At 27.8% G+C, this 26,503-nt stretch carries 27 protein-coding genes, 1 pseudogene, 1 riboswitch and 1 other annotated feature; of the genes and pseudogenes, 18 read left to right on the top strand and 10 right to left on the bottom strand.

The genetic code is table 11. The features are described 5' to 3' along the window. Positions 1-135: 135 nt before the first annotated feature. On the top strand, positions 136-1,530 hold the full coding sequence (locus KGF41_RS12030; RefSeq protein ID WP_227828424.1) for a YfcC family protein: 1,395 nt from the start codon (positions 136-138) through the stop codon (positions 1,528-1,530). A gap of 184 nt (positions 1,531-1,714) precedes the next feature. Here KGF41_RS12030 and KGF41_RS12025 read toward each other — a convergent pair whose 3' ends face one another. The 4 genes and pseudogenes from KGF41_RS12025 to KGF41_RS12010 form a co-directional block, all read right to left on the bottom strand. Then, positions 1,715-2,224 carry an SdpI family protein gene (locus KGF41_RS12025; protein ID WP_227828425.1) on the bottom strand — a complete coding sequence of 170 codons (510 nt, stop codon included), beginning with the start codon at positions 2,222-2,224 and terminating at the stop codon, positions 1,715-1,717. 173 nt (positions 2,225-2,397) lie between these two features. Beyond that, on the bottom strand, positions 2,398-3,513 hold the full coding sequence (locus tag KGF41_RS12020; RefSeq protein ID WP_227856688.1) for a transposase: 1,116 nt from the start codon (positions 3,511-3,513) through the stop codon (positions 2,398-2,400). After that, positions 3,491-3,646: pseudogene (locus KGF41_RS12015) on the bottom strand (IS607 family transposase); the annotation flags it as partial. The pseudogene KGF41_RS12015 and the gene KGF41_RS12020, both read right to left, overlap by 23 nt. Before the next feature lie 19 nt (positions 3,647-3,665). After that, positions 3,666-3,926, bottom strand: coding sequence for an autorepressor SdpR family transcription factor (locus KGF41_RS12010; RefSeq protein WP_227828427.1), 261 nt, complete (start codon positions 3,924-3,926; stop codon positions 3,666-3,668). Between the two features lie 277 nt (positions 3,927-4,203). Here KGF41_RS12010 and KGF41_RS12005 point away from each other — a divergent pair, with 277 nt between their 5' ends. The 13 genes from KGF41_RS12005 (at position 4,204) to KGF41_RS11945 (ending at position 15,655) form a co-directional block, all read left to right on the top strand. Beyond that, positions 4,204-5,571, top strand: a complete 1,368-nt coding sequence (locus KGF41_RS12005; RefSeq protein ID WP_227828428.1) for a GTP pyrophosphokinase family protein — start codon at positions 4,204-4,206, stop codon at positions 5,569-5,571. Positions 5,572-5,695: 124 nt separating this feature from the next. Then, positions 5,696-6,199 carry a molybdenum cofactor guanylyltransferase gene (locus KGF41_RS12000; protein ID WP_255287807.1) on the top strand — a complete coding sequence of 168 codons (504 nt, stop codon included), beginning with the start codon at positions 5,696-5,698 and terminating at the stop codon, positions 6,197-6,199. A 47-nt stretch (positions 6,200-6,246) separates the two neighbouring features. Then, positions 6,247-6,618 carry a CoA-binding protein gene (locus tag KGF41_RS11995; RefSeq protein ID WP_227828430.1) on the top strand — a complete coding sequence of 124 codons (372 nt, stop codon included), beginning with the start codon at positions 6,247-6,249 and terminating at the stop codon, positions 6,616-6,618. Positions 6,619-6,779: 161 nt separating this feature from the next. Continuing rightward, positions 6,780-7,118 (top strand): heavy metal-binding domain-containing protein, encoded by a 339-nt coding sequence (locus tag KGF41_RS11990; RefSeq protein ID WP_227850422.1) that lies wholly within the window; start codon positions 6,780-6,782, stop codon positions 7,116-7,118. A 188-nt stretch (positions 7,119-7,306) separates the two neighbouring features. Further along, on the top strand, positions 7,307-8,122 hold the full coding sequence (gene yqeB / locus KGF41_RS11985; protein ID WP_227856687.1) for a selenium-dependent molybdenum cofactor biosynthesis protein YqeB: 816 nt from the start codon (positions 7,307-7,309) through the stop codon (positions 8,120-8,122). Between the two features lie 62 nt (positions 8,123-8,184). Next, positions 8,185-8,688, top strand: a complete 504-nt coding sequence (locus KGF41_RS11980) for a molybdenum cofactor biosynthesis protein B (RefSeq protein ID WP_227828433.1) — start codon at positions 8,185-8,187, stop codon at positions 8,686-8,688. 46 nt (positions 8,689-8,734) lie between these two features. Next, complete coding sequence (moaA, locus tag KGF41_RS11975; protein WP_227828434.1) at positions 8,735-9,694, top strand: GTP 3',8-cyclase MoaA; 960 nt, start codon at positions 8,735-8,737, stop codon at positions 9,692-9,694. A gap of 3 nt (positions 9,695-9,697) precedes the next feature. Next, positions 9,698-10,168 carry a cyclic pyranopterin monophosphate synthase MoaC gene (gene moaC / locus KGF41_RS11970; protein ID WP_227828435.1) on the top strand — a complete coding sequence of 157 codons (471 nt, stop codon included), beginning with the start codon at positions 9,698-9,700 and terminating at the stop codon, positions 10,166-10,168. Between the two features lie 34 nt (positions 10,169-10,202). Further along, complete coding sequence (locus tag KGF41_RS11965) at positions 10,203-10,637, top strand: MOSC domain-containing protein (protein WP_227828436.1); 435 nt, start codon at positions 10,203-10,205, stop codon at positions 10,635-10,637. Positions 10,638-10,831: 194 nt separating this feature from the next. Then, the gene (locus KGF41_RS11960) at positions 10,832-11,062 is read left to right on the top strand and encodes a hypothetical protein (RefSeq protein WP_413840993.1); all 231 of its coding nucleotides are present in this window, start codon (positions 10,832-10,834) and stop codon (positions 11,060-11,062) included. A gap of 231 nt (positions 11,063-11,293) precedes the next feature. Continuing rightward, positions 11,294-11,505 (top strand) — a binding site (T-box leader). A gap of 162 nt (positions 11,506-11,667) precedes the next feature. Next, positions 11,668-12,957: a cytosine permease gene (locus tag KGF41_RS11955; protein WP_227828437.1), complete on the top strand. Its 1,290-nt coding sequence runs from the start codon at positions 11,668-11,670 to the stop codon at positions 12,955-12,957. A gap of 53 nt (positions 12,958-13,010) precedes the next feature. Beyond that, positions 13,011-14,090 (top strand): DUF917 domain-containing protein, encoded by a 1,080-nt coding sequence (locus tag KGF41_RS11950; RefSeq protein WP_227828438.1) that lies wholly within the window; start codon positions 13,011-13,013, stop codon positions 14,088-14,090. A gap of 20 nt (positions 14,091-14,110) precedes the next feature. Continuing rightward, the gene (locus KGF41_RS11945) at positions 14,111-15,655 is read left to right on the top strand and encodes a hydantoinase/oxoprolinase family protein (protein WP_227840252.1); all 1,545 of its coding nucleotides are present in this window, start codon (positions 14,111-14,113) and stop codon (positions 15,653-15,655) included. An 82-nt stretch (positions 15,656-15,737) separates the two neighbouring features. Here the strand turns inward: KGF41_RS11945 and KGF41_RS11940 are convergent, their stop codons facing one another. Both KGF41_RS11940 and KGF41_RS11935 read right to left on the bottom strand, forming a co-directional pair. Further along, positions 15,738-16,022 (bottom strand): transcriptional regulator, encoded by a 285-nt coding sequence (locus KGF41_RS11940; protein ID WP_227828440.1) that lies wholly within the window; start codon positions 16,020-16,022, stop codon positions 15,738-15,740. 71 nt (positions 16,023-16,093) lie between these two features. After that, entirely contained in the window at positions 16,094-16,849 is a 756-nt protein-coding gene (locus tag KGF41_RS11935) for a lysophospholipid acyltransferase family protein (RefSeq protein ID WP_227828441.1), read from the bottom strand. A 298-nt stretch (positions 16,850-17,147) separates the two neighbouring features. Further along, positions 17,148-17,242, top strand: a riboswitch (guanidine-I (ykkC/yxkD leader). A 63-nt stretch (positions 17,243-17,305) separates the two neighbouring features. On the opposite strand from KGF41_RS11935, the gene KGF41_RS11930 reads away from it, so the two are divergent. Both KGF41_RS11930 and KGF41_RS11925 read left to right on the top strand, forming a co-directional pair. Further along, complete coding sequence (locus KGF41_RS11930; protein ID WP_227841768.1) at positions 17,306-18,013, top strand: B3/4 domain-containing protein; 708 nt, start codon at positions 17,306-17,308, stop codon at positions 18,011-18,013. Positions 18,014-18,032: 19 nt separating this feature from the next. Continuing rightward, on the top strand, positions 18,033-18,722 hold the full coding sequence (locus KGF41_RS11925; RefSeq protein ID WP_227856686.1) for a radical SAM protein: 690 nt from the start codon (positions 18,033-18,035) through the stop codon (positions 18,720-18,722). A 246-nt stretch (positions 18,723-18,968) separates the two neighbouring features. On the opposite strand, the gene KGF41_RS11920 is transcribed toward KGF41_RS11925, so the two are convergent. From KGF41_RS11920 to KGF41_RS11910, 3 genes are all read right to left on the bottom strand, one after another. Then, positions 18,969-19,169 (bottom strand): cold-shock protein, encoded by a 201-nt coding sequence (locus KGF41_RS11920; RefSeq protein ID WP_227828444.1) that lies wholly within the window; start codon positions 19,167-19,169, stop codon positions 18,969-18,971. A 392-nt stretch (positions 19,170-19,561) separates the two neighbouring features. Beyond that, the gene (locus KGF41_RS11915) at positions 19,562-19,828 is read right to left on the bottom strand and encodes a DUF3795 domain-containing protein (protein WP_227856685.1); all 267 of its coding nucleotides are present in this window, start codon (positions 19,826-19,828) and stop codon (positions 19,562-19,564) included. Positions 19,829-19,869: 41 nt separating this feature from the next. Then, the gene (locus tag KGF41_RS11910) at positions 19,870-20,679 is read right to left on the bottom strand and encodes a helix-turn-helix transcriptional regulator (RefSeq protein WP_227828445.1); all 810 of its coding nucleotides are present in this window, start codon (positions 20,677-20,679) and stop codon (positions 19,870-19,872) included. 312 nt (positions 20,680-20,991) lie between these two features. Here KGF41_RS11910 and KGF41_RS11905 point away from each other — a divergent pair, with 312 nt between their 5' ends. Together KGF41_RS11905 and KGF41_RS11900 are read left to right on the top strand one after the other, a co-directional pair. Continuing rightward, positions 20,992-21,273, top strand: coding sequence for a hypothetical protein (locus KGF41_RS11905; RefSeq protein WP_003420428.1), 282 nt, complete (start codon positions 20,992-20,994; stop codon positions 21,271-21,273). A 301-nt stretch (positions 21,274-21,574) separates the two neighbouring features. Beyond that, complete coding sequence (locus tag KGF41_RS11900; protein ID WP_227856684.1) at positions 21,575-24,481, top strand: EAL domain-containing protein; 2,907 nt, start codon at positions 21,575-21,577, stop codon at positions 24,479-24,481. Positions 24,482-24,630: 149 nt separating this feature from the next. Here KGF41_RS11900 and KGF41_RS11895 read toward each other — a convergent pair whose 3' ends face one another. Continuing rightward, a complete protein-coding gene (locus tag KGF41_RS11895; protein ID WP_227850419.1) occupies positions 24,631-26,250 on the bottom strand; it encodes a Na/Pi cotransporter family protein in 1,620 nt (539 codons plus the stop codon). Positions 26,251-26,503 lie beyond the last annotated feature (253 nt).

The following is a 26,503-nucleotide window of genomic DNA, read 5'->3' as shown; positions in this document are numbered from 1 at the left end:
TTAAAATCTAAAAGAGAGCTTTTTTATTTTGTATCTTTGCTAATAAAAAATTGTAAAAAGGGAAAACTTTAGTCAGAGAGATTAAAAAATATCCTATATAGATTCAAAATTTAGTAAAGTATGGAGGACATTATAATGATTGACAGTAAGAAGAAACGATTTATTATACCACACACTTTTACAATTATATTCTTGCTAATAGTCTTAATGGCAATATTAACTTGGATAGTACCAAGTGGTGAATTTAGTAGAGAAGATGTAGAAGGTAGGATGGTTGTTGTACCAGGGACTTATCAAAGTGTAGAAAGTAATCCTCAAGGATTTACAGATGTTTTTAAAGCGCCTATAGAAGGTTTTATTGATTCAGCAGAAGTTGTAGGATTTGTTTTAATAGTTGGAGGTGCTTTTGGTATTGTAAATAGAACTGGAGCTATAGAAGCAGGAATAGCATCAGTTATATCGAAGTTTAAAGGAAAAGAACTACTTATAATTCCGATATCAATGATTTTATTTGGTCTTGGAGGTACTACATTTGGGATGGCAGAAGAAACATTACCATTTTATATGATATTTGTTCCACTTATGACATCCTTAGGATATGATTCTCTAACCGCCATTGCGATTGTATTTATAGGAGCAGCGGCAGGAGCGGCTGCATCGACAATAAATCCATTCTCAGTTGGTATTGCACAAGCACTAGCTCAACTTGCTCCTGGTTCAGGAGTAGCATATAGAGTAGTGATTTTTATAGCATATATATTAATCAGTATAGCGTTTGTAATGTATTATGCTAAAAAAGTTAAAGAAAACCCTGAAAGCTCAATAGTGTATGAGATAGATAAAAATAATAAATCAATACTTAATCATACTTCAACTGAAATAAAAGAGTTTACTTTTAAAGAAGTATCTGTTCTTGCTATATTTGGAATAGGAATGGCGATAATGATTTGGGGTGTTTTAAGCCAAGGATGGTATATCCCAGAAATATCAATGTGTTTTGCTGCGATAGGTGTACTTTCTGGATTAGTTGGTAGATTGTCACAAAGTGAAATTTCTGATAGTTTCATAGATGGAGCAAAAGATTTAGCATCAGCTGCTCTTGCAATAGCTTTAGCTCGTGGAATTGTAATAATTGCTCAAAATGGATTCATAATAGATACTATATTAAATTCTGCAGCAAGCTTTTTAGGTGGACTTCCAAAGGTTATATTTGTATATCTATCATTTTTCTTGGAAGCTGCGTTGGCATTTTTGATTCCATCATCTTCAGGACTTGCTTCACTTACAGTGCCTGTTCTTGCTCCTCTTGGTGATTTAGTTAATATATCAGCTCAAGTTATAGTAACTGCTTATCAATTTGGGGTAGGTCTTACAAACTTTATAACTCCAACATCTGGAGTACTAATGGGAGCACTTGCGGTAGCTCATGTTCCTTTTTCAAAATGGGTAAAATTTATAATGCCTATATTGTTGATTTTAACAGCTGTATCTTTAGTTTTTTTAACAATAGGTATTTATATAGGTTTTTAATTTAAGAGAGTTTAATTTAATATATTTAGAAATTATATAAAATACTAAAAATATGATTATTAATAAATTGCCACCATAAATTTTTTGGTGGCAATTTATTTTATAAATGTTTCATTTCAATATTAAAACAAATTATAGCTTCCTTTAAGAAGAAGTTGCTTTATTTTATTATATTTATAATTATTTATTTAGGAGTATGAGCTCTAAATTTATTTCTATAATGAAGCAATAAATATAATAAAGGTATTGCAAACCATATGAACTGGCATGCTGTTGTGACTGTAGCTGAATCAAAGTAAAAACTCAATATAATCATTCCAATAGCTATAACAAATGATAAATACGCAAAAATCTTACTTGCCTTTTTCCATATTTTTTCATCTCCAATGGCCCAAGCATATTTAGTATCTATGTTCTTATAAATTTGTAGCTTAGGTAATAAATTACCAAAATACATAATTATAATGGCATTTATTATAACTGATACTTTGTCGTTAATTTCATAAGAAAATATCTCATCTATACCTAGTAAAGGAATGATAAACCTTCCAACTGCGACTATTAAAAATAACATTTGTAACCTTCTTGCAGTTTTAACTTTTGGGTTATCTTTTGAAAAACCTAAAATTTCTGGTGCATTTACATAGTTTATAATTAATAATGCTACAAGTAATATTAAACCTATATTTTCCATAATAACCGTTGCCAAAACCTTATAAAACTTTATAAAGTATGTTTAATTATTGTTTCAACGTATCTGATTTTGCAAGTCAAACTACAACAAGCTACTTTCATTTGATGTGATACTCCACAATCGTAAATTCGGATACAATGCATCCTACATATTAGCATTATCTTTTTGGTGATTTATGCTAATTTATAATTTGAAAGATTAATTGAAGCATTTAAATCTCTATCAATAGATAATCCACATTTGCAATTATAATATCTATTTTTAAGTTTTAAATCTTTCTTAACCTCACCACATTGACTACAAGTTTTTGATGATGGATAAAATCTACCTGCTATAACTAACTCTATTCCTCTAAACTTACACTTGTATTCAAGTTGTCGTCTAAATTCATAGAAGCCTTGTTTTGTAATAGCTTTTGATAAATGCTTATTTTTCATCAAATTAGAAACTGATAAATCTTCTATTACAACTCTGTATGGTTTGGCTTTCACTATACTCGTTGTAGTTTGATGAAGATAGTTATTTCTAATATTTGCAAGTCTTCTGTGCATTAGTTGTATTTGCTTTTCAAGTTTTATAATATTGTTAGTTTTGACATACTCCTTTCCTTTTTTATTATTTTCATACTTACAAGAAACTTGACGTTGCAACCTACGAAGTTTCTTATCTAATTTTCTAACTACATAAGTTTTATTTATGTTCTTGTAGACTATACCATCAGAACAAATTGCTAAGTCTTTTAGTCCTAAGTCTATTCCTAATGATACATCTGTTAACTCTTCTTTAATTTCTTCTTGCTCTATACCTACTGAAATGTACCAATACTTGTTATCATAACTTATTCTTGGATTACTATATTTAACTCCAGTAGGTAATTGTTCATTAGTTCTTATCCAACCAACTTTTTCAATATTAACTAACTTTCCTTCCTTTACTTTTAACTTACAGTTATCATTGTAGAAGGACTTCTTACTTTTCCTTCTACTCTTAAATATTGGTTTATCTGATAAGCCTTTGAAAAATCTCCTGTAACTATCACAAGCATCTTTAACTGATTGTTTCGCTACATTATTAGATACTTCTTTAAGACAACTTAATTCAGATTTCTTTAATTTAGTTATTTCTTTTCTTAGTTCGTTATCTGAAATAAACTTACCACCATTTTTATAATTTTCTTCTTGTTTCGCAAGTGTCCAATTATATATAAATCTAGCAGCACCTACTGATTGCCACAACTTTTGCTCTTGAAGTTGACTTGGATACAATCTAACTTTTTTCGCTAGTATCATCTTCTATCAACTCCTTTATCATCTTCTTGGCTTTATTACCTCTCTTGCCTTGAAGCCTACAACTAAAAACTGTGATTATCTGTATCATATCTTCAACTAACTCTTGTTGCTCTGCTTTTTCAGTATTGTCAATTTTAACAGTTGCAACTCTCCTATATCTTTTTAAAAATATCCAAGAAGTTTCCAAGTACTTCTTGAAGGACTGATAAATTAATAGAATAAATCAAAAATTGTCCCATTTTTTCTGAGCTAATAAGTTCTGCATCTTTTAAAATATCTAAATGTTTAGATATTGCTGGTTTAGACATATTAAAATGACTTGCTATTTCTCCTGCATTCATATCTCTTTCATTAAGTAATTTTAAAATTTCTCTTCTAGTTTCATCACTTAATGCTTTAAATACTTTTACCATAATATCCTCCTTGCTATAGATATAAATATTTAACTAATTAGTTAAATATTTATATCTATAGTATACTCGTATTAGGAAAAAAAATCCACTATTTTTATAACTTCATTATTACGAAATCTTTTAATTTTATCTGATATTTTAATTCTAATTTGAAATATATATGAAGGTTTTTGGAGAATACTTACTTATAATAGGAAAAAATGTTAAAATAAGAATGTAGTTAAATATAAAGAACTGAAATAGCTAACAGTTATTAAACATAGGAGTGTAAAAATTTATGGGATTAAAAGAATTTGATTTTATTGAAGAGTCTATAGAAATGTTGAGGACAATGTCTCCAACATTAGAAACTATATCAGATGAAATAGAAGAGTACTTTGAAAATATCTTGGATGAAAAAAATCAAGAGTATATAAATGTAACCTCTAGAATAAAATCAGAATCAAGTTTACGGGAAAAGATAATTAGAAATAGATATTTAAAAAAATATGGGGAGGCAAGTAATCTTATTCATAATGTATCTGATTTAATAGGACTAAGAATTGAGTGTAGATTTATTGAGGATGAAAATAAGATATATAGGCTTTTAAGAAGATACTTTAATAAAACAGATGATAAAATAAACTACTATAATAAAGAAAATAAAAATATTAAATTAAAATTGTCTGAAAGACAACCTAATAAGCAAAAAAATGGATTTGAAATATATAAGATAGATGGAGTTTTTGCATATTTAGATAGAGAGGTAAAATTTGAACTTCAAATTAAATCTCTTGTAAATGTGTTTTGGAGTGAGATTGAACATAAAATAATTTATAAAAATAACACATATTTACTTGCTGATAAATTTATAAAGGATATGATGGACTCTATAAAGAATAATCTTACTATGATAGATAATCAGCTTTTGAGTATTTATAAAAACTTTCACTCAGGAAAGTCTTTTAACATGAAAGGAAGTAAAAAAGAAATTGAAAAGCTCTTTGCAAAATTAGTGTACGATGCTTTTTCAGAAAAGATGAATAAAAGTATAGGTTTTGTTGTGGATTTTAAAAAGCCATGTGAAACTATATTAAGTTATTCTTTTAATAAACAAGATATAAGCGATGAAGTTTTAGGTAATTTTATGCTCGATGAGTTTGCAAGATTAAATGAAATTGTAAATAAAGATATAGATTTTAATGACCAAATAGAGTTTGAAAGAGAACCTACATTTGATGATAAATTCTGTAATGATTTAGGAAATCATTTTAGAAGTAGACTAAATACGGAGTTTCCATGGAACTTATTTTTTAGGATATTGTTTGAAATAGAACCATGTAATAACACTGAAGACTTTGAAAACTTTGTAGAGTTTATAAAGGAAAATGTATTGCTTGAAGAAAATAGAGAACAACTCTTATGTCAATTTGAAGAAGATAGTAAATTTATAATTGAAGATATATATAATTGTATTTTTAATAGTATAAGTGAAGTTGATAGTGTTGAAATTTTATATAACTATAATCTTGAAAAAATCAATTTTACATCAAGTGAAATTATAAATTGTATCTGTAGAGAGTATGAGTGTTATAGTGAATATTTAGAAGAAAAAGAAAAACTTATGAATGCATTTAAAGAAAAAATTATTCAGGTTTTTGAGTAGTCAATCAATATTGAAATGGCGCAATAGCGCCATTTTTCAAATATATATAAATAAAAGTATTTTAGAGGAGGCGATTTGTATAGAGAGAACAGGTGTAATTTTAGCAGGAGGGAAAAGCTCTAGAATGGGGAAAGATAAAGCTTTTTTAGAATTACATGAAAAGCCTTTTATTGAAATTGCAATAGAAGTTTTTAAAAATTTTGATGAAGTAATAATAGTATCTAATAATGAAGAATTATATTCAAAATATAACATTAAAGTTTATAATGATATAATAAAAAATGTTGGTCCAATAGGAGGAATATATACTGCTCTTGAACATGCAAAGTATGATATAGTTACAGTTGCATGTGATATGCCGTATCTAAATAATGAAATAGTCGAAAAAATAGCTGATGAAATGGATGATAAAAGTGTAATTTCAGTAACAAATGGAAAGTTACAACCATTGTGTTCTGGATACAAAAAGAGTATAATAAATAAAGTATCTTTATGTATAGGGAAAAATGATTTGAAGCTTAGAACTCTTATAGAAAAAATAGATAAAAGCTATATATACTTTGATAACGAAGATTTATTTTTAAATGTAAATACTATTGATGAGTATAAAAAATTGACTGAAGTTTAATTAGCTACGGTTGTAAAATAGAGTAGGATTTATATGGAGGAGAATTTATGAATTTACTTAAATGTGATTCTTGGGCAGTGATATTAAATAATAGTGACGAAGGAAGCAAAGCATATAAAATATTAGATGAACTTAAAAAGAATATGTACAAAGTTGTTGCTATAGATGAAGAGAAAAAGAATATTGAAGGTATAGATGTATACGAGTGTCTAAAAGACGTACCACACAATATTGATGTTGTAGCTATTATAGATAAGCAGTCTAAGATGGATGCCATTTTAGAAGAGATAGAACTTTTAGACATACAAAATATCTGGTTTGAAAAAGGAAGCTTTAGTGAAATGATTATTAAAAAAATTAAGGATTTAAAATTGAATGTAGAATACAATTTAAGTTTATATGATGAGTTAACTAAGTAAAATTATATATAGAAATGATTAAGAACATAATTGGTTAACGAAATATCTTATTTTATAATATAGATTTCCTAGATAAAGTATCAAATTAAAAGATTTATTAAGAAAATTCCTATTTACATGATATAATATATTAAACAGGAATATTAAGGAGTTGATATATTATGTTAATAGTAACTACAGAAAAAGTAGAAGGAAAAAAAATAGCAGAAGTGTTAGGATTAGTTAGAGGAAGTACAATAAGAGCAAAACATGTTGGAAAAGATATAGGAGCAAGCTTTAAGAATCTTGTTGGTGGAGAACTTACAGGATATAATGAAATGCTTACAGAAGCAAGACAAATTGCAATAGGCAGAATGGTTGAAGATGCAGAATCTAAAGGTGCAAATGCAATAATAGCATTTAGATTGTCTTCAGCTTCAGTTATACAAGGAGCAGCAGAAATGCTTGCTTATGGAACAGCAGTTATTTTAGAAGATAACAATGATATAGCTGAAAAATAAAGTATAAGTAATTAGAAAGAGACATCTTTTATAAATTTTATGGATGTCTCTTTTTGTTTGAAAAATATCAGGTAAAAGTAATTTTTAACCATTATGATAATAAAATAAGATGATATTATATAAATAAGTAAAATTATATTATATAATATAAAGTATAGACTTTAAAATTTTTATTAGTAGGAGAAAATATGAACAATGTTATAATAGTTAGAGGAGCTGGAGATTTAGCAACAGCAGTTATACACAAGTTACATAACTGTGGTTTTAAAATAATTGCTTTAGAAGTTGAAACTCCTCTTGCAATAAGAAGGAAAGTTTCTTTTAGTGAGGCTATTTATGAAAAGGAAGTTTCTGTGGAAGGTGTCTATTGTGTGTATTGCAAAGATAAAACAGAAATAAAAAAAGCTTTAAATAAAAGAAAAGTGGCGCTAATAATAGACCCAAAAGGTAAATATATAGATGAAATACGTCCTGTAGCAGTTATAGATTGTATACTTGCAAAAAAAAATATTGGAACAAATAAAGCGATGGCACCACTTGCAATAGCTTTGGGTCCAGGGTTTTGTGCAGGTAAAGATGCAGATATAGTTATTGAAACTATGAGAGGACATAATTTAGGAAAAGTGATAAGAGAAGGATATGCTTTAAAAAATACAGGAATACCAGGTGCTATATTGGGTATAACTAAAGACCGAGTTTTTTATTCTGAGAACGTTGGAATAATAGAAACTATATGTAATATAGGAGATGTAGTTAAAAAAGGAGATATAATATGTTATATCACTGAAAAAAATGGAAATAAAATAGAAGTGAAAACTTCTTTAGATGGTGTTTTGAGAGGCATATTGAGAAATGGTTCACAAATAGAAAAAGGATTAAAGATATTGGATATAGACCCTCGAATGAAAGAAGTAAAAAATTCATTTACGATATCAGATAAAGGACGTTGTATAGCAGGAGCAGTTTTAGAAGCATTATTATCAGAAGGAATATTACCAGAATAGGTTCTATTAAATAGATTTTTTATTTATAAAAGTTTAATTAATATGTAAAGGGGTGAAACCATATGTTTAATGTAGCAATTATAACACTTAGTGATAAGGGCTATGAAGGGAAAAGAGAAGACATAACAGGCAAAAAATTAACTGAATTTGTTGAAAATACAGGGAATTATAAAGTTATTGAATATGTGTTGATAAAAGATGATAAGGAAATGTTAAAGGAAAATATTATAAAAATTTGTGACAGTAATAAAGTAGATTTAATTCTTACCAATGGAGGTACTGGATTTTCAAAGAGAGATATAACTCCAGAGGCTACTAAAGATGTTTTAGAAAGAGAGATACCAGGTCTTAGTGAATACATGAGAATGAAATCTACAGAAATTACTAAAAAAGCTATACTAAGTAGGGGTGTAAGTGGAATAAGGAATAATTCTATAATAATAAATTTACCTGGAAGTCCCAAAGGTGCAGTTGAAAATCTAAGCTTCATTATTGATGTCTTAGACCATGGCATAGAAATTTTAAGAGGAGAAGCCACAGAATGTGCCACTAATAACAAAAAATAGTATATAATTCAGATAGATAAAAAATAGACAAAGAGGTAGATAAAGTATGATTGATAAGTATGGAAGAAAAATAGACTACCTTCGTATTTCACTTACAGATAAGTGTAATTTAAGGTGTGTTTATTGTATGCCACCAGATGTTAAATTTGAAAAAAATTATATAAACGATAATCTAAGTTTTGAAGACTATAAATTTATTATAAAGGCTATGTCAGAACAAGGGATAACAAAGGTTAGATTTACTGGAGGAGAGCCTCTTTTATATCCCAATTTAAATGAACTTATAAGGTTTACAAGAGAAGAATGTGGAATAGAAAATATAGGAATGACAACTAATGCTCTTGGACTTTCTGATAGAATATTTGAGCTTAAAGAATGTGGTCTGAATAAAGTAAATATAAGCTTAGATTCTTTAAAGGAATATAAATATAAATCTGTGACAAGAGGCGGCAATTTAAAAGAAGTATTAAAATCGATTGAGTCATGTTTAAATTTAGGTATAAAAGTAAAAGTAAATTGTGTTGCCATAAATGGATTTAATGATGATGAGCTTAAAGACTTTATGTTTTTAACAGTTAAATCACCAATTGATGTAAGATTTATTGAACTTATGCCATTAGGTGAAGCTAATAGAGTCTACAAAAAAGGATATTTTAATGTAAAAGAAATGGTTGAAAAAATATATGGTTTATATAAAGTTAAAAATGATGAAAAAAGTACAGCAGAATATTATAAGTTTAAAGGAGCAAAAGGAAGAATAGGAATTATAACTCCATTAAGCTGTTCATTTTGCAACACTTGTAATCGTATTAGACTTACCTCTAGTGGTGCAATAAAACTGTGTCTACATTCAAAAGAAGAAATAGATATAAAACCACTTTTACATAAACCATTGTTATTTAGAGAAACTATGAAAGATATAATAAAAGAAAAGCCAGAAAAACATCATTTAATAGAAAATAAATGTAGTGATACAAATAGACGTATGTATGAAATTGGAGGATAGGTAATGTTAACGCACATAAATGAAAAAGGGTATGCTAAAATGGTAGATATAAGTGAAAAAGATGATACTAAGAGAACTGCTATAGCAACAGCTACGATTACTCTTGGCAAAGAAGCTTTAGAAAAGGTAAAAAATGGACAAATAAAAAAGGGAGATGTATTATCCGTAGCTCAAGTTGCAGGGATAATGGGAGCTAAAAATACATCTTCAAATATACCAATGTGCCATCAAATTAAATTGGTTGGATGTGATTTAGAATTTGAGATAGATGATTCTATGTCTGCTATTAAAATATATGCAACCTGTAAATCGCTTGGCAAAACTGGTGTAGAAATGGAAGCATTAAATGCTTGTTCTTTAGCAGCGCTTACAATTTATGATATGTGTAAAGCAGTTGATAAAAAGATGGTCATAAGCAATATACATCTTGTGGAGAAAACTGGTGGAAAATCAGGTGATTTTAAGTTTGAATAATTTAAGAATATATGGGTGAAAATTTGGAGGAAATATGGCTAAAGTAGTGTCAATAAATATAAGTGACAGAAAGGGTGTCATTAAGGTTCCTGTGCAATGTGCAGAACTAAAAATAAATTATGGAATAGTTGGAGATGCACATGCAGGAAACTGGCATCGTCAAATAAGTTTACTTGGAAAAGAAAGTATAGATAAAATGAAAATGAGAGGCTTTGACCAATTAAAATTTGGAGACTTTGCTGAAAATATAACTACAGAAGGAATAGAAGTATTTTCATTACCTGTTGGTACAAAATTAAAGATAGGCAAATGTGAAGTTGAAGTAACTCAAATAGGGAAAAAGTGTCATAATGGATGTGAGATTAAAAAATTAACAGGGGACTGTGTAATGCCACGCGAAGGAATTTTTGTTAAGGTTTTAAAGGAAGGAGTTATAAATATTGGAGATTCAATAGATATAATTCAATAAAAATTTGATTAAACTTAAAATAAATTTCTGATTATATTTAAAAATTTTCTTAAATGTTCGTATAGCCTTGTTTTATAGGCTGTTCGGACATTTTTACTGTCAGGAGATACTTCACAATATTTCAGAATGTGTAGTGTAAAGTATTTTAAATAGATAGATTTAACAATATAACATACTGTTGTATAATATGAGATATGATTAATAAATTAAATATGGGAGGAGAGATACTCATATGCGGAAAAAGAAAGAGGAAGATTTTTAAAATATCAGAGGTTTTATTAAAAGAAAATGAGAAGAAGCTTTACACGAAAAAACATTCTTTTGCAGATGTAAGTGTAAGGAAATATTACTCAGGAACTCATTCGATTGTACTCATCATTAATGGCATAGAACAAGATAAGTTAGATTTTGAATTGAATGTATAATTTTACCTGAGTAACAAGTAGTATCCATCATATAAAATGAAAATAATTTGTAAAATTATATTCAATTGTATATAAAAATAATATAAAATTTTATTAAATTTAAAAAATACAAAATATAAATACAGTAATAATATAAAAAATTACATATAAAACTAAAAAATACAAGTAATTTACTTTTTAAGTTGACAAAATATTGCATATATATTATGATATAAATCATAAATAAATAACGTAGATTCGCAGAAGAAGAAAGTAGCATAAAGGAATTTTACAGAGAGTTAGATTTAGCTGAGAACTAATATTGAAATTTGTGTGAAAAGAACTTTGGAGAATACTATTACAGCTCTATTGTAGTAGTGGTTTAATTCGCCTTAAGAAAATGAGTGAGTAAAATAAATTTTTACTAATAAGAGTGGTAACACGGATTTGTATTCGTCTCTTGGATTTTTTCCAAGAGGCGTTTTTTATTATAAAATTATTTCAGAAAATTTAAAACTATATATTAAATGAAAATTATAAATATATAGTTGTTAATAAATTTATAAATTAGAAAATTGTAAAATAAACTAACTAAATGGTTTTACAATTTTAATGGAGGGATGAAAATGGAAGAAGAAAAAATTAATTATGCCTTGGAACAGGTTCCAGAGAATCAAAAACGTGGTTGGGTAGCTATGTTTTCAGTGCTAGTAGCGATAGGCGTGGATTTATCATCTGTTATTTTAGGAGCTGAGTTAGCTCAAAGTATGCCAATGAAACAAGCAATATTATCAGTAATTGTAGGTTCATTTTTTTCTGCTATTTTGTATACTATATGCTCTTTAGTTGGCTCATCTACAAGTTTATCTACATCTATGATAACAAAATATGTATTTGGAGAAGCTGGAGCAAAAATATTTTCTCTAGTTATAGGGGTTTCTCTATTAGGATGGTTTGGAGTTCAAGTAGGCTTCTTTGCTCAAAATGCTCAAATAATAATAAAAGATATATTTAATCTAGATGTGAGCATGCAAGTTTTAAGCCTCATAGGTGGTCTTTTGATGATGAGTACAGCTATTTATGGATATAAAGCAATGGAAAAATTAAGTGTGTATTCAGTACCATTCTTATTAATTCTTATGATGTTAACTATATTCTTGTCTTTTAAAGCAAATGGAATTCCAGTTGATGATAATATGAAATCGACTATGACATTTGCAGGTGGAGTTTCTCTATCAATGAGTATAATAATAGTTGGAGCAATAGTATCTCCTGATATAAGTCGCTGGGCTAAAAGTAGAAGAGATTGTGCACTTTCAAGTTTTCTAGGGATACAATTTGGAAATGCCTTTATGATAGTAGTATCAATAATATTAGTAAAATGTATGGGTACTTCAGATATTATGAGAATTTTTATTACATTAGGAATTGCTATACCAGGTATAATTGTACTTACATTAGCTCAATGGACTACAAATACAAGCAATGTATATTCTGCATCACTAAGTATAGCTCTTGTACTAAAAAAAGCTCCTGAAAAAGTATTAACTATAGTTCTTGGTGTTGTAGCAACTTTATTAGCTGTATTTGGAATATATGAAGGATTTATAGGATTTTTAAATTTACTTGGAATTGTTATTGCACCTGTTGGTGGTGTGTATACAGCAGAATATTATATAGTAAAACAAGAACTTAAAGGATTTGATAAGGGGATAGCATACAAACCAATAGTTAAACATTCAATAATATCTTGGATAATTGGTATATTAATAACATACCTTTCTACATATGGATTTATAACTCTTACTACTATAGCACCTTTAGATGGTTTTATAGCAGGATTTATAATACAATCAATTATTGGAAAAGCGATTTGTTCATCAAAAAACAAACAAGAAGTAAAAAAAGCAGTTTAATGAAATATGCTTGTAAAGTATAAAATAAATTTGGGATATGAGGAGAAAGTAACATGAGATTTTTAACAGAAGAAAGCGTGGATAAAATAGCAGTTGGCGCAGCAGTGCTTGGAACTGGAGGAGGAGGAGACCCATACATAGGTAAATTAGTTGCAAAACAAGCAATTAAAAAGTATGGACCTGTAAAAGTGATTAGTTTAGATGAACTAGAGGATGATGCTTTAGTAGTACCAGTATCTGGTATGGGTTCTCCTGTAATTACAATAGAAAAATTACTTTCTGAAGTGGAATTAACTACTCCTTTAGAGATAATGGAAAAATTATTGAATAGAAAAGTTGATGTTATAATTCCTATAGAAATAGGGGGAATAAATTCACTTATGCCAATAGCAGTTGCTGCAAAAAAAGGGCTTCCTATTTTGGATGCAGATTCTATGGGTAGAGCGTTTCCGGAAGCTCAAATGGTAACTTTTTATCTTGAAGGATATGAAGCATCACCTGCTGTAATGGCTGATGAAAAGGGTAATTCAGCTATCCTTTATCCTGTTGATGGAATTTGGTCAGAAAGATTGGCTAGAACTTTAACAGTAGAAATGGGAGGAAGTTCTTCTATTAGTGACTATAATTTAAGCGGAGCTCAAGTTAAAAAAGCTGCTATAGGAAATACCTTGACTATAGCTGAAACTATAGGAGGATTTTTACTTGAGAATAAGTCAGACTCAAAAGGTGCTATTGAAAATATATTGAAAGAATTAAAAGGATACAAATTATTTGAAGGAAAAGTAGTTGATATTAAAAGAGAATTAAAAGGTGGGTTTACTAGAGGGCATGCATTCTTTGCTGGAATTAATGGATATGATGGAGAATACTCTGTACTATTCCAAAATGAAAATCTAATTGCAAAAAAAGGTAGTACACCACTTTGTATTACACCAGATTTAATAGCAATATTAGATTTAGAAACTGGATTCCCAATAACTACAGAAAGAATAAAATATGGTTCTCGTGTGATGGTAGTAGCTTTTCCTTGTAATGAAAAATGGAGAACTAAAAAAGGAATTGAGACAGTTGGACCTGGATACTTTGGGTATGATGTAGAGTATAAAACAGTAGAAGAATTACAAGGAAAATAAAAATTTAGGGGGAAATTTTGATGTATCGTGTAGGAATTGACGTTGGAGGAACAAATACAGATGCTTGTATACTGGATAAGGAATTAAAAGTAATCCATTCAGTTAAAGTAGCAACTACAAAAGATGTTGAAACTGGTGTTTATAATGCCTTAAAAAAAGTTATAGATGAAAGTAAAATTGACCATTCATTAATAAAATATGCTATGCTTGGTACAACTCACTGTACAAATGCAATAGTAGAAAGAAAAAGGCTTAATAATGTAGCAATGATAAGAATAGGAAAACCAGCAACCACTGCCATTTTACCATTTATAGATTGGCCAGAAGATTTAAGAGAAAAAATAGAATTAGATTCAATATTGATATCTGGTGGTTATGAGTTTGATGGAAGAAAGATAAATGAACTTTGTAAAGATGAAGTAGTAGATTTTTGCAATAAGATAAAAGGTAAGGTAGAAAGTGTTGCAATAAGTGGAGTATTTGCTCCTGTAAATAAGCAACAAGAAGAAGAAGTTGCAAAATGGGTTAGAGAGATTCTTGGTGATATTCCAATATCCTTATCAAATGAAATAGGTAATATAGGTATCCTGGAAAGAGAAAACGGAGCAATTTTAAACTCTGCATTGTCTAGAGTAGGTAAGGCTGTTTCTTTAGGATTTGAGAAAGCATTGAAAGATTTAGGAATAGATGCAGAAATATATTTTAGTCAAAATGATGGAACATTAATGAATTTAGAGTACACAATGAAGTATCCTATTTTCACAATTGGATGTGGAATAACAAATTCTATAAGGGGAGCATCCTTTTTATCAAAAGTAAAAAATGCAATAGTACTAGATGTTGGAGGAACTACGAGTGATTTAGGTGTATTATACAATGGATTTCCTAGAGAATCTTCAATTCCTGTTACAATTGGAGGAGTACATACAAACTTTAGAATGCCAGATGTTTTAACCATTGGACTTGCTGGGGGAACTTGTGTAAAAGGTGAAAAAGACAATATAAAAATAGGCCCTGAGAGTGTAGGGTATAGAATAACTGAAGATGCAATAATATTTGGTGGTGACACTTTAACTTTATCAGATGTTGTTACAAAGTTAGGCATGGCATTTGAGGATAGAAAAAGTAATGTTGAAAATTTAGATAAAGATTATTGTGATGATGTATATAAAAAAGTAATTTTAAAACTAGAAGATGCTGTAGACCAAATGAAGACTAGCCAAAATGATGTTGAATTAGTTTTAACTGGTGGAGGAAGTATAATTGTCCCAGAAAAACTAAAAGGCATAAGTGATGTTATAAGACCTCCTCATTATACCGCAGCAAATGCTATTGGTGCGGCTTTAGGGCAAATAAGTGGAGATGTAGAAAAAGTGTACAGCTTAGATAAAATGTCTAGAGAAGATGCTATAGAAGATGCAAAACAAGAAGCCATAAATAAAGCTTTAAAAGCAGGTGCTAAAAAGGATACTATAGAAGTATTAAATATAGAAGATGTTCCACTTGCATATCTTCCAGGGAATGCACTCCTTATAAAAGTAAAAGTTGTTGGAGATTTGATATAATTTAAAGAAAATTTAAGTGCTTTTAAATATGTTTTAGATATAAAAAAATCGGTGCATAGTTTGTACCGATTTTTTATCTTTATTAGTAGAGAACTCGTTTTTTTGCTTCTGCTATAGCTCTAGCAGCACTTTTTTCCTCGATTCTTTTTTCTTCTTCTCTTTTAAAAGCATTTATTGTATCATTTAAATTTTTATCGTGTTCATTTTTTTCTTTGTCTTCGTTTTCTCTGTAAACTAATACATAATCTATTATTGATTCATTTATTATTTGAGATATACTTTTATTTTCATTAATTCCTATTCTTTTAACTTCTTTAAGTAATGTTTCATCAATGTGAACCGTTGTTTGTTTTGTATTTTTTGCCACCTTAATCACCTCTTAAAAAAATTTTAACATTAAAATTTTTTATAGTCAATAAATTTTAACATTAAAATTCTTTAAAAGTTTTTGTTTGTTTTTCTAAAACTTTCTATTTTGCTTATCATATTTTTTTTTATATTTTCGCCTAATACAGAAGATTTTAGTCTAGGATTTTCAATATGGTCATAAATTGGTTCTAGAAATTCAACTTCAACAGGAACAGAATTAATTTTACCAATAGGTTGATATCCTTCATAAGTATCTTTTGAATTTTTTATGACTAATGGAACAATAGGACACTTTGCTTTATATGCTATTTTTAAGGCTCCACTTCTAAAATCTGATACTAGTGAATTTGGTTCTTTAATCCATGTTAAATCCCCTTCTGGAAACACTGCCATACTCTGGCCTGTAAGTATATTTTGTGAGGCTTCAGCAATACTTTTAATCCCTTCTCGATTATTTTTTCTGTTTACATATACACATCTTAACAACTTTGCCCATTCTTTAAATATAGGTATATTTCTCCAAACTGGTTCATCTGCAATTACACATCCAATTGGTCTCTCTACACTTGCTGCTAGGATAAAACTATCAAGCATACTTGAGTGATTTACAACAAATAAGATTGGTTCTTTTGGTAATGTTTCTTTGCCAAGTATATTAAGGTCTATATTTACTATATCTAAAGATTTTTTAGCTTGTTTTTGCATAAATTCAAATTTTTCTTTTAAGCTAAATTTATCTGGATTTTTTTTGATTTTTATAAGTTTAGGTATAGAAGATGTAAAGCCTATGAGTTGATATGTAGCAAATTTTAAGTAATTATTCATAAAATTATCTCCTTAAAATAAAATTGTTTATTACTGTAAAGATTTTAACATAAAATGAAATTTAAGTCTATTTTAATTGAGATTTATAACTTACATTTAAAATAGACCTATTTTGAAATTTTTATACTTATAATTTTATTAATAAAACTATATTAATAATGTAGTATTCTATTAGATTAGCTAAATAACCTTTAAATATTATTTTGTATAATATAAATAGAAGAATCCAATATAGTATTGTTTTAAATCTTATATTATGCTAAAATTTATTTGTATTTTATAAATTACAAAAATATATAGTTTAGTTTTCTAGGGTTCCGCATTTTATAATGGGCAGGTCCAAGAGAAAACGCACGGTTATTGTGTACACGGAAGGATAAAAGCCTGGGAGATATTTAATAATATTTCTGTAGGCTTTTTTATTTTTAGATATTTTAAAGTTGAGGAGGTATTCTAATGAAAAAATTTGTTGTTGAGAATGAGTTTTGGAACCTATTTCCTAGTTCAAAGATTGGAGTTGTTATTTGTCAGGACATAGACAATTCTATAAAGGATAAAGAAGAATATAAGGAAATGATTTTGCAGGGAGAAGAATATGCATTAAAACATTTGAAGGATGTAGAATTTAGCAATAACCAAGTAATTAAAGTATGGAGAGAAGCATTCAAAAAATTTAAAACGAAAAAAGGAGCAAGGTCATCTATTGAGGCATTGTTAAAAAGAGTTCATAATGGAAATCATATAGCAACGATTAACCCCTTAGTGGATATTTACAATTCTATTTCATTAAAATATGCATTGCCTTGTGGTGGAGAAGACATAGACAAATTTATAGGAGATATTAGGTTGACTAGAGCAGTTGGAAATGAAGAATTTATACCATTAGGAGCAGGTGAAAACTCATCTCCATATGAAGGAGAAATAGTTTATAAAGATAATGGTGGAGCAATTTGTAGGTGTTGGAATTGGCGTGAAGCAGTGAGAACAATGCTTACTGAAAATACAAACAATGCCTTTTTATGCATTGAATTAGTAGATGAAAGCAGATTTGAAGAATTTGAGAATGCTTTGAATGATTTAGTGAAAACAGTTCAAGAAAATTTAGGTGGAACATGTAAAATTTCAATTTTAGATATTAACAATAAAGAAGTATCAATAAATTAATTTGAGGGAGTGTAGAGTAATGAGTAGTTTTAGTTATAAAGATATTTATATTGAGGATGGCAAAAGAGTATTAGAAGTAAACATACTTCCTGAAAAGTATTGTAATTTTGATTGTATATTCTGTCCTATTGGAAGGTCATATAATAAAGTAGATACACCTCAATCATTTGACAAGATTGATGACTCACTTAGAGAATTAGAACGTATGATAGAAAAGTATAAAGCAGAACTAGTTTTCATTAATTCAAAAGGAGAAGCCCTATTGAATGATAAAGTTTGTGATGTAATTGAGTTAGTAAAACGTAAAAGAGTGCCTGTACGATTACTTTCTAATGGATATTTATTAGGTAAAGATGAATATATAAAAGTAGCCAATATGTGTGATGAAATTATTGGAGAGATAAAAACAATATCGGAAAAAGATTTTCAAAAAATTCAGAGACCAATTGTAGGATATACTCTAGAAGAATATATTTCAAATATGATTTTATTTAATAAACAGTATAAAGGAAAATTTATTTTAGAAGTAACAATTATCAAGGGATATAATGATAATGAGGAATCTATTAATAAGATAAAAAGTATTATTGATGAATTATCTCCAAATAAAGTGATTATTGAAAGAATGAACGATGAAAAATTTAAGCAAAAATTTGGTATATCTAATGAAAGGTTTGATAAAATTTCAAAAACATTATTAAAATTTTGAAAACATTAATGAAAAATGTTTATATATGAAATAAAAATCTAATAGAGTTAATCTATTGGATTTTTTTATATACAACATACTATATATCCTTACTGAATTAACTCTTATTTATGAAGATTATTTTATATTTAGAAGAGGGATTTTTTCATTTGTCCAAACAATATTATTTACTTAATTAATAATTATCATATATATTATCAATAAAAAAAGACTCTTAAAAGAGTCTTTCCGAAAAAATCTATATAATTATAATATAGTTATGTTTTCTGCTTGCTGACCTCTAGCACCTTTAACTATATCAAAGCTTACTTTTTGACCTTCTTCTAATGATTTAAATCCTGAAGTTTGTATAGCTGAGAAATGAGCAAATACGTCATCTCCACCGTCTACTGTTATAAAACCAAATCCTTTTTCGTTGTTAAACCATTTCACTATTCCATTATTCATTAAAAATACTCCTATTAACCTATATCAAGATATACTTGATTTAATTGTGTATTACCACAAATACTATTGTATCACAGATTAATAAAAATGTCTACTTAATTGTAATTTTTAGTTAACATTTTTTGTTTATCCTTAACCATAAAAAAATTAAAAAGCTTTGTATTGCTATATATTAGTGAAAATGTAGATAAAATACTTTACTGACATTTAACTGACATAAATATTAAAATCTAAAATTAAGAGATTTAAAAATCAATGTTTATTTGCGAAAAAGATAGATAGCTATTATTTTATATTGAATAATAGCTATCTATCTTAGAGAATATATAATTATGTATTAAAGTAATAGTATAATATTTATATATAAGATAAAATATATAAATATTATACTATTATAAAGCTAGAGAAGCCCATTTTTCACATTGAGAAATTCTTTTTCCATCATCACCTTGCTCTTTATTGTATGCAAATTGAGTTAATATTTCACATGGAAATGTGTCACATAGGCCACAATGTGTAAGATTTTTATTCTCACAACATGATTTTACAGGACATTCTTCAGACCAAAAAGGTTTATCAATATTTGTACATCCAGCGCAATTTACATCTTCCTTATACTTACATTCACAACACAAAATTCCACATCTTGATTCTATCATTTTAAATCACTCCTCAAATATAAACTTTATATAATTATATGTTAAAATTTATATTTCTCATTGTAAAAATCAGACAAATTTTTTATATAGGTTGTTGGATTAACACCACAAATAGATTTAAAATCATTTATAAAGTGAGATTGGTCATAATAACCTATATTTTGAGCTAAAGTTGTAAATGACATCTTATTACTTTGTATTTCTTGTAGTACCATGTTTATACGTAATAATCTAAGGTATGTCTTAACACTCATACCAAGAGAATTATTAAAAATCCTATTTAAATGGCGTTCACTATAACAACTAATTTGAGCAATATTTTTAACAGACATGATAGAGTTTTGTTTTCTAGCATCTATAAGAATTGGTATTGTTAAATCTTTTATATTAGATTTAAATAAGTACGATAAAAATAACCTATCAAATTGTTCAATGAGTTCTTCAAGAGTACTGGACTTTTCAAAGATAGAATTAGTTTCCAAATCAAGTTGAGTGTTAAAATCTTTAACAGGAATTATTAAATCGGCTGATTCTATTTGAGGAAAACCTGTCAAATAGTATACTCCACATGGAAGAAATTCAACAAATACCCTAAAGAGTATATTTTCTATATCGTTTTTTACAATAGTAGTTTTTGTTGTAGCACCCCAAAATTTGCTATTTATACCTTTTTTACTAAATTCAAATACCATACATCCACTTGCATCAGGTATCAATGTCAGGTTTTCTATAGAATTTTTATCTTGAACAGTTATTGTATAATGGGCTATGTATGGTCTTAATAATTTGTGTGGTGAAATATATATATCATGATTGCAATTTTTTAACATGTTTTTAATTTTTTCTATCATAAATATGTCCCCCTGATACTATTTAGTGATAAATAGATTAGTTTAATTTTAATATTTTATATAATAAAACATTTTGATAAAAAAGTTTCATTGAGAGTATAAAGCATATAGAATAATTATAAAATAAAGTCTAAAAATGTACAATTATTAAAAAAATTATATGCGCTCATGAAATTGGCATATTAGATAGAGTTAAGTATAAATTAAACACAGAAAATAATAGTGTTACTTTTATAATAGATACATATAAAGATATTTTTAAGAATAAAATTTATTATTAAATAAAAAATAAGGGGAGAGTGATTTAATAGAATGGCATCAAAACAAACACCAAGAAATAATTTAGAAAAGTTTTTAAGAATAAGGGTACTGTCACATACAGGCGACAAAATACATATAAAATTACCTGTAAATTTTGCAAAGAGAATGATTGAAAACAATGCTTTAGATTTGTTTAATGGAAAAGATGATGTAGTTGATGGTAAAAAAGTTACTGAAATATTAGTTAAGGCATTTGATTATGATTTGACTGGAGAAGTGGTTCATCTAGAAAGAAAAAATGGGGATATTATTAAAGTATCAATTGTGCAATAAAATTAATTTATAGAAATTTCAATTTGATGTAATTATAAAAAACTATATAAAAAATTAATTATTTTATAATACTAAAAGCTATATAAATTTGTTATTTTGCAAATTTATATAGCTTTTTTAAGTATTCTTATTATGTGTGGTAGGTATAAAAAGTGGTATATTTATATAAGTTAAGTTTTCTGTATTGTCACTTGTAATATATATTTTAGAAGTATTTTGAAAGTTAAAAAACTGGCAGTATATTCTATTTTTCTATTGAAAATGATATAATATATCTACTAAGAGGGAGGAGGACAAAATTTTGAAGTTAAAATCCTTTCAATTGATTCTGATTGTTTGTATGATTTTTCCTTCTTTTCCAATAGAAATTAACTCTGCTTCAGATAGGGTTCCAGTTAAAGTCGGGTATTATGATGATGGCGATTATATGAGTCGAAATGAAAATGGAGAGTATATAGGATTTAATTTTGAATACTTACAAGAAATTACTAAGTACACTAACTGGAAATATGAAATAGTAGATTGTAAAAGTTGGGAAAATGCTTTTGAAATGTTAAAATCAGGTGAGATAGATGTTCTTCCTAGTGTCTATTATACAAAAGAACGCACAAAAGAAATGCTTTTTCCAACCCTACCAATGTGTAATATCTATACAACTTTAAATGTAAGAGTGGACGATACTCGTTATGATTATGAGGATTTTGATTCTTTTCAGGATATGAAAGTAGGTATTATTAGTAATAGTAAGGATGCTGAAAACTTTAAAGAATATTGTAAAACAAATGATTTTGAAGTTCAAATTATATCTTATAAAGAAACAGATGATTTGTTAAGAAATTTAAAAAATGGAAATCTTGACGGTGTTGCTATAACACATCTTGGTCGGACTAGTACATTTAAAAGTGTAGCACAGTTTTCTCCAGAGCCACTTTATACTGTGGTTTCAAATAAGAAGCTGGATTTATTATCTCAACTGAATTCTGCTTTGAATACATTGACACTTAGGAATTCAAGTTATGAAACAAAATTATACAATAAATATTTTTCTATAAGTACTGCTCAGAAGCCAGTATTTACAAAAGATGAGCAAGAATATATACAACAATCTGGTGAAATTTCAGCTGTGTATGATTCTACAAAGGCACCACTAGAATATGGTGATTCCAAAACAGGCGAGTTTTCTGGTGTGGTTGCTGATTTATTTAAGGAAATTACAAATAACACTGGGTTAAAATTTAGATTTATTTCTGCAAAAAGTTATAATGAAGCACTTCAAGTATCAAAAGATTCTAGCACATCTATAGTTTGTGGTATGGAAAACGATTATATTAATAACCAAAAAAACAATATAAGAACAACTCAGTATTATTTACGTGCTCCAGTAGTTTTAGTTAGTGGAGAAAAAGAAAATAAAATTAAAAAAGTAGCAGCTGTAAATGGTTCTTTAATTGGACAAAATATTACTGAAGATGGGAAACTAGATAGAACTATAGAATATTATAATTCTCCAAAAGAATGTTTTGAAGCTGTATTAAAGGATAAAGTGGATGCTGTTTATGTAAATACATATATTGCGGATTATCTATTGTCCAATCCTCGTTATGAAAAATTTTCTGTTTCGACTTTGACAAACTATGCAGAAGAAATAAGTATTGGCATTTCTGATTCTGCAGATTCAAGGTTATTTTCTATACTAGATAAATGTATTCAATACATGTCAACAGAACAAATGGACAGAATAATTTTAAAAAATACAATAATTCAATATGATATAACTTGGCAAGATATTATTCATCAGCATCCAATGGCAATTATTGGAGGAATTATTATAATAGCAGCTATTATTATTATACTTTTGAGTTTTCTACTTTTATTAAAGTCAAAAAATAATAAACGTATTGAGAGTTTGTTATACCGAGATAGTCTTACAGGAATTTGGAATTTAAATAAATTTTGTAAAGAAGCTATTAAGAGTTTAAGAAATGCAGAAAGTGGTTCATATGTGATTGTTTATTTAGATATAAAACAATTTCGAATGATTAATGACACTTTAGGATTTTCAGAAGGAGATGAAATACTTTGTGTATTAGCTAAAGCTTTACAAAATACTGTCTCTTTTGAAGAATCTTGTGCTCGCGTTTCTGCAGACCAATTTGTTATGTTATTAAAATACAATAGCTGGGATTGCTTAGAAGAACGTCTCTTTAAGATTGATACTCAATTAAATGATTGGGTAGAAAAAATGAGAAAAACTTACCAACTTATTCTTGTATTTGGCATATACATAGTAAATGAAGTTGAAAAACATGATATATCTCTTATGCTTGACCTAGCAAATTATGCGAGAAGAAATACGGAAATAACTCACAAAAGTTGTGTTGTACTTTATGATATGACTATGAGAGAGGAAGGGTTACATCAAAGAAACCTAACAGATAGGATGCAAATAGCCTTAGAACATGGAGAGTTTGTTCCATACTTTCAACCAAAGGTAGATATGAATACAAATAAATTGGTAGGAAGTGAAGCACTGGTAAGATGGAATTATCCAGATAAAGGTATAATAAGTCCTGGAAAATTCATTCCTTATTTTGAAAAAAACGGATTTGTGGTAGAAATTGACTTTTATATCTATGAAGAAGTCTGCAAACTGTTAAAGAGATGGATAGATTTGGGATTAAATATTAGTCCAGTATCTTGTAATTTTTCCAGAATTCATTTTAATAATGAAAGCTTCTCAGAAACATTGATAGAAATAGCAGATTACTATAAAATACCTCACAAATACCTTGAAATAGAAGTCACAGAAAGCATTTTTGTTGAAAATCTCAATCAGATTTTGAGTCATTTTAATCAACTAAAAGAATCAGGATTTCCTATTTCTATAGATGATTTTGGTTCTGGATATTCATCTCTTGGTTTATTACAACAATTTTCTGTTGATATAATTAAGTTGGACCGTACATTTATACAAAAAGGAATGCATGGTAGTCGTGAACAAGCTGTTGTGCGTGGAGTGGTAAATATGGCAAAAGAATTAAATATGAAAGTTATATGTGAAGGAGTAGAAAGTATAGAACAAGTGATAAGACTAAAAGAAATTGGATGTTATTTGGCACAAGGATATTTTTATGCAAAGCCAATGCCACAAGATGATTTTGAGCAATTATTAAAAAATCCTGCACTGAAAATTAAATCAAATGTTTAGGGTACTTGTTTATTATATAAGAGAAAAAGTAAAATACATATTCCAAATTTATATTAATTAAATTAAAAAAGCTATAAATAATAGAATTATTATTTATAGCTTTTTATTATATTAAATAGTTAATTAAAATTAAATATAAATTGTAATAACTATATTTTTTGTTTAAGTTTTAAAACTTGTGTTACTATGTTTGTTGAGTGGTCAGAAATTCTTTCTAAGTTAGTAAGTAAGTCAAGGTAAAGTACACCAGCATCAATTGTACAACTACCATTATTTAATCTAATCATATGAGCATTTCTAAAAGTTTTTTCTAAGTAATTTACTTCATTTTCAACTTCTAAAACTTTGTTTGCTAATTCAAAATCTTTTACATCTAAAACTACTAAAGCATCCTTAAAGTTAGTCATAGTTTTATTGTATATTTCATAGATTTCTTTTATTGCACTATCAGAGAAGTTAACATTCATTTCTTTAACAGTCATAGCCAACTCAGCTATATTTTCAGCATGGTCAGATACTCTTTCGATATCATTTACTGTATTGAAGAGTAAATCTGTTCTAAATCGTTCATCATCTCTAAGTGGTTCTTTAGAAAGTTTTAACAAATAATTTAATATATCTTTCTGCAATTTATTAACAACTTTTTCAGACTCAAAAGTTTTCTTAATATCTTCACTACTTTTATTTAAAAAACCTGCAATTGAATGTTCTAAAGAGTTTGTGGCCTTGTGTCCCATTCTAACAACTTCTTGTACAGTATTACCAAGTGCTATAGATGGAGTACTAAACATTCTTTCATCTAAGTACTTAGTATTGTTTACAATTTCTGACTCAGTTTCTTTAATAGGTATAAGTTTGTTTGCTAATTTAACTATGTATTTAGAAAATGGCAATAATATTATAACATTTGTAAGATTAAATAAAGTATGTGCATTTGCTATTTGTCTAGCTGTGTCAGTTGGGTCAAAATGAGTAACTATAGCTGATATAGGTTTATTTAAAACAAGCATAAATATTATTGTACCAATGACATTAAAACTTAAATGCATTACAGCTGCACGTCTAGCATTTCTATTTGCACCAACACTTGATAAAAGTGAAGTAACACAAGTACCAATATTATCTCCATAAAGTATAGGTAAAGCAGCTGATAGAGGAAGTATTCCTTGAGAAGCTAAAGCGATTAGCATACCCATAGAAGCACTTGAACTTTGTATGATACCAGTGATTGCAAATCCTGCCAATATACCAAGTATAGGATTTTTACTAAAATATAAAAGTGTATCAGTAAATCCCTTATATTCAGCAAGTGGAGCTACTGCATCTTTCATAAATTCCATACCTGTAAACAATATACCAAAACCAATAAGTATTTCAGCTAAGTGTTTTGTTTTTTGATTTGATGTAAATAAATAAAATACTATACCTATACCTAATGCAATTGGGGCTATTCCTTCAAGATTAAATGAAACTAGTTGGGCAGTAACAGTAGTACCTATATTTGCACCCATTATTACACCAATGGCTTGACTTAGATTCATTATTCCTGCATTTACAAATCCTACAACCATTACAGTAGTAGCACTTGAACTTTGTATGATACCTGTAACAACTGTACCTACCAATACACCCATAACAACATTACTTGTTAAGAGTTCGATGATTTTCTTTAATTTGTCTCCTGCCGATTTTTGTAAACCTTCTCCCATTAAACTCATTCCATAAAGAAAAAGTCCAAGACCACCGATAAGACTAATTGCTATATTCACAACATTTCCTCCCTTAAGAAATTAATAAATTTTTTATATGAATTATAAACTTTATTAACTAAAATTTATCGTTTCCATAATATAGAATAACAAATTTTGTCAATTTAAATATTAACGTTTTGTTAAGTATAGGTTAAGAGAATGTTAAATCTTTAAGTTGTTGTTAATTTGAGAAAACTTATATCATATAGTAATTTAAATACTTGAGGTGATATTTAGCATATTTTGGATAAAATCAACTTAACAAAGAATT

Origin of the sequence: Clostridioides sp. ZZV14-6150 (genome assembly GCF_020657875.1) — a bacterium.
GTDB lineage: Bacteria > Bacillota > Clostridia > Peptostreptococcales > Peptostreptococcaceae > Clostridioides.
This window is presented reverse-complemented; position numbering and strand designations above follow the sequence as displayed.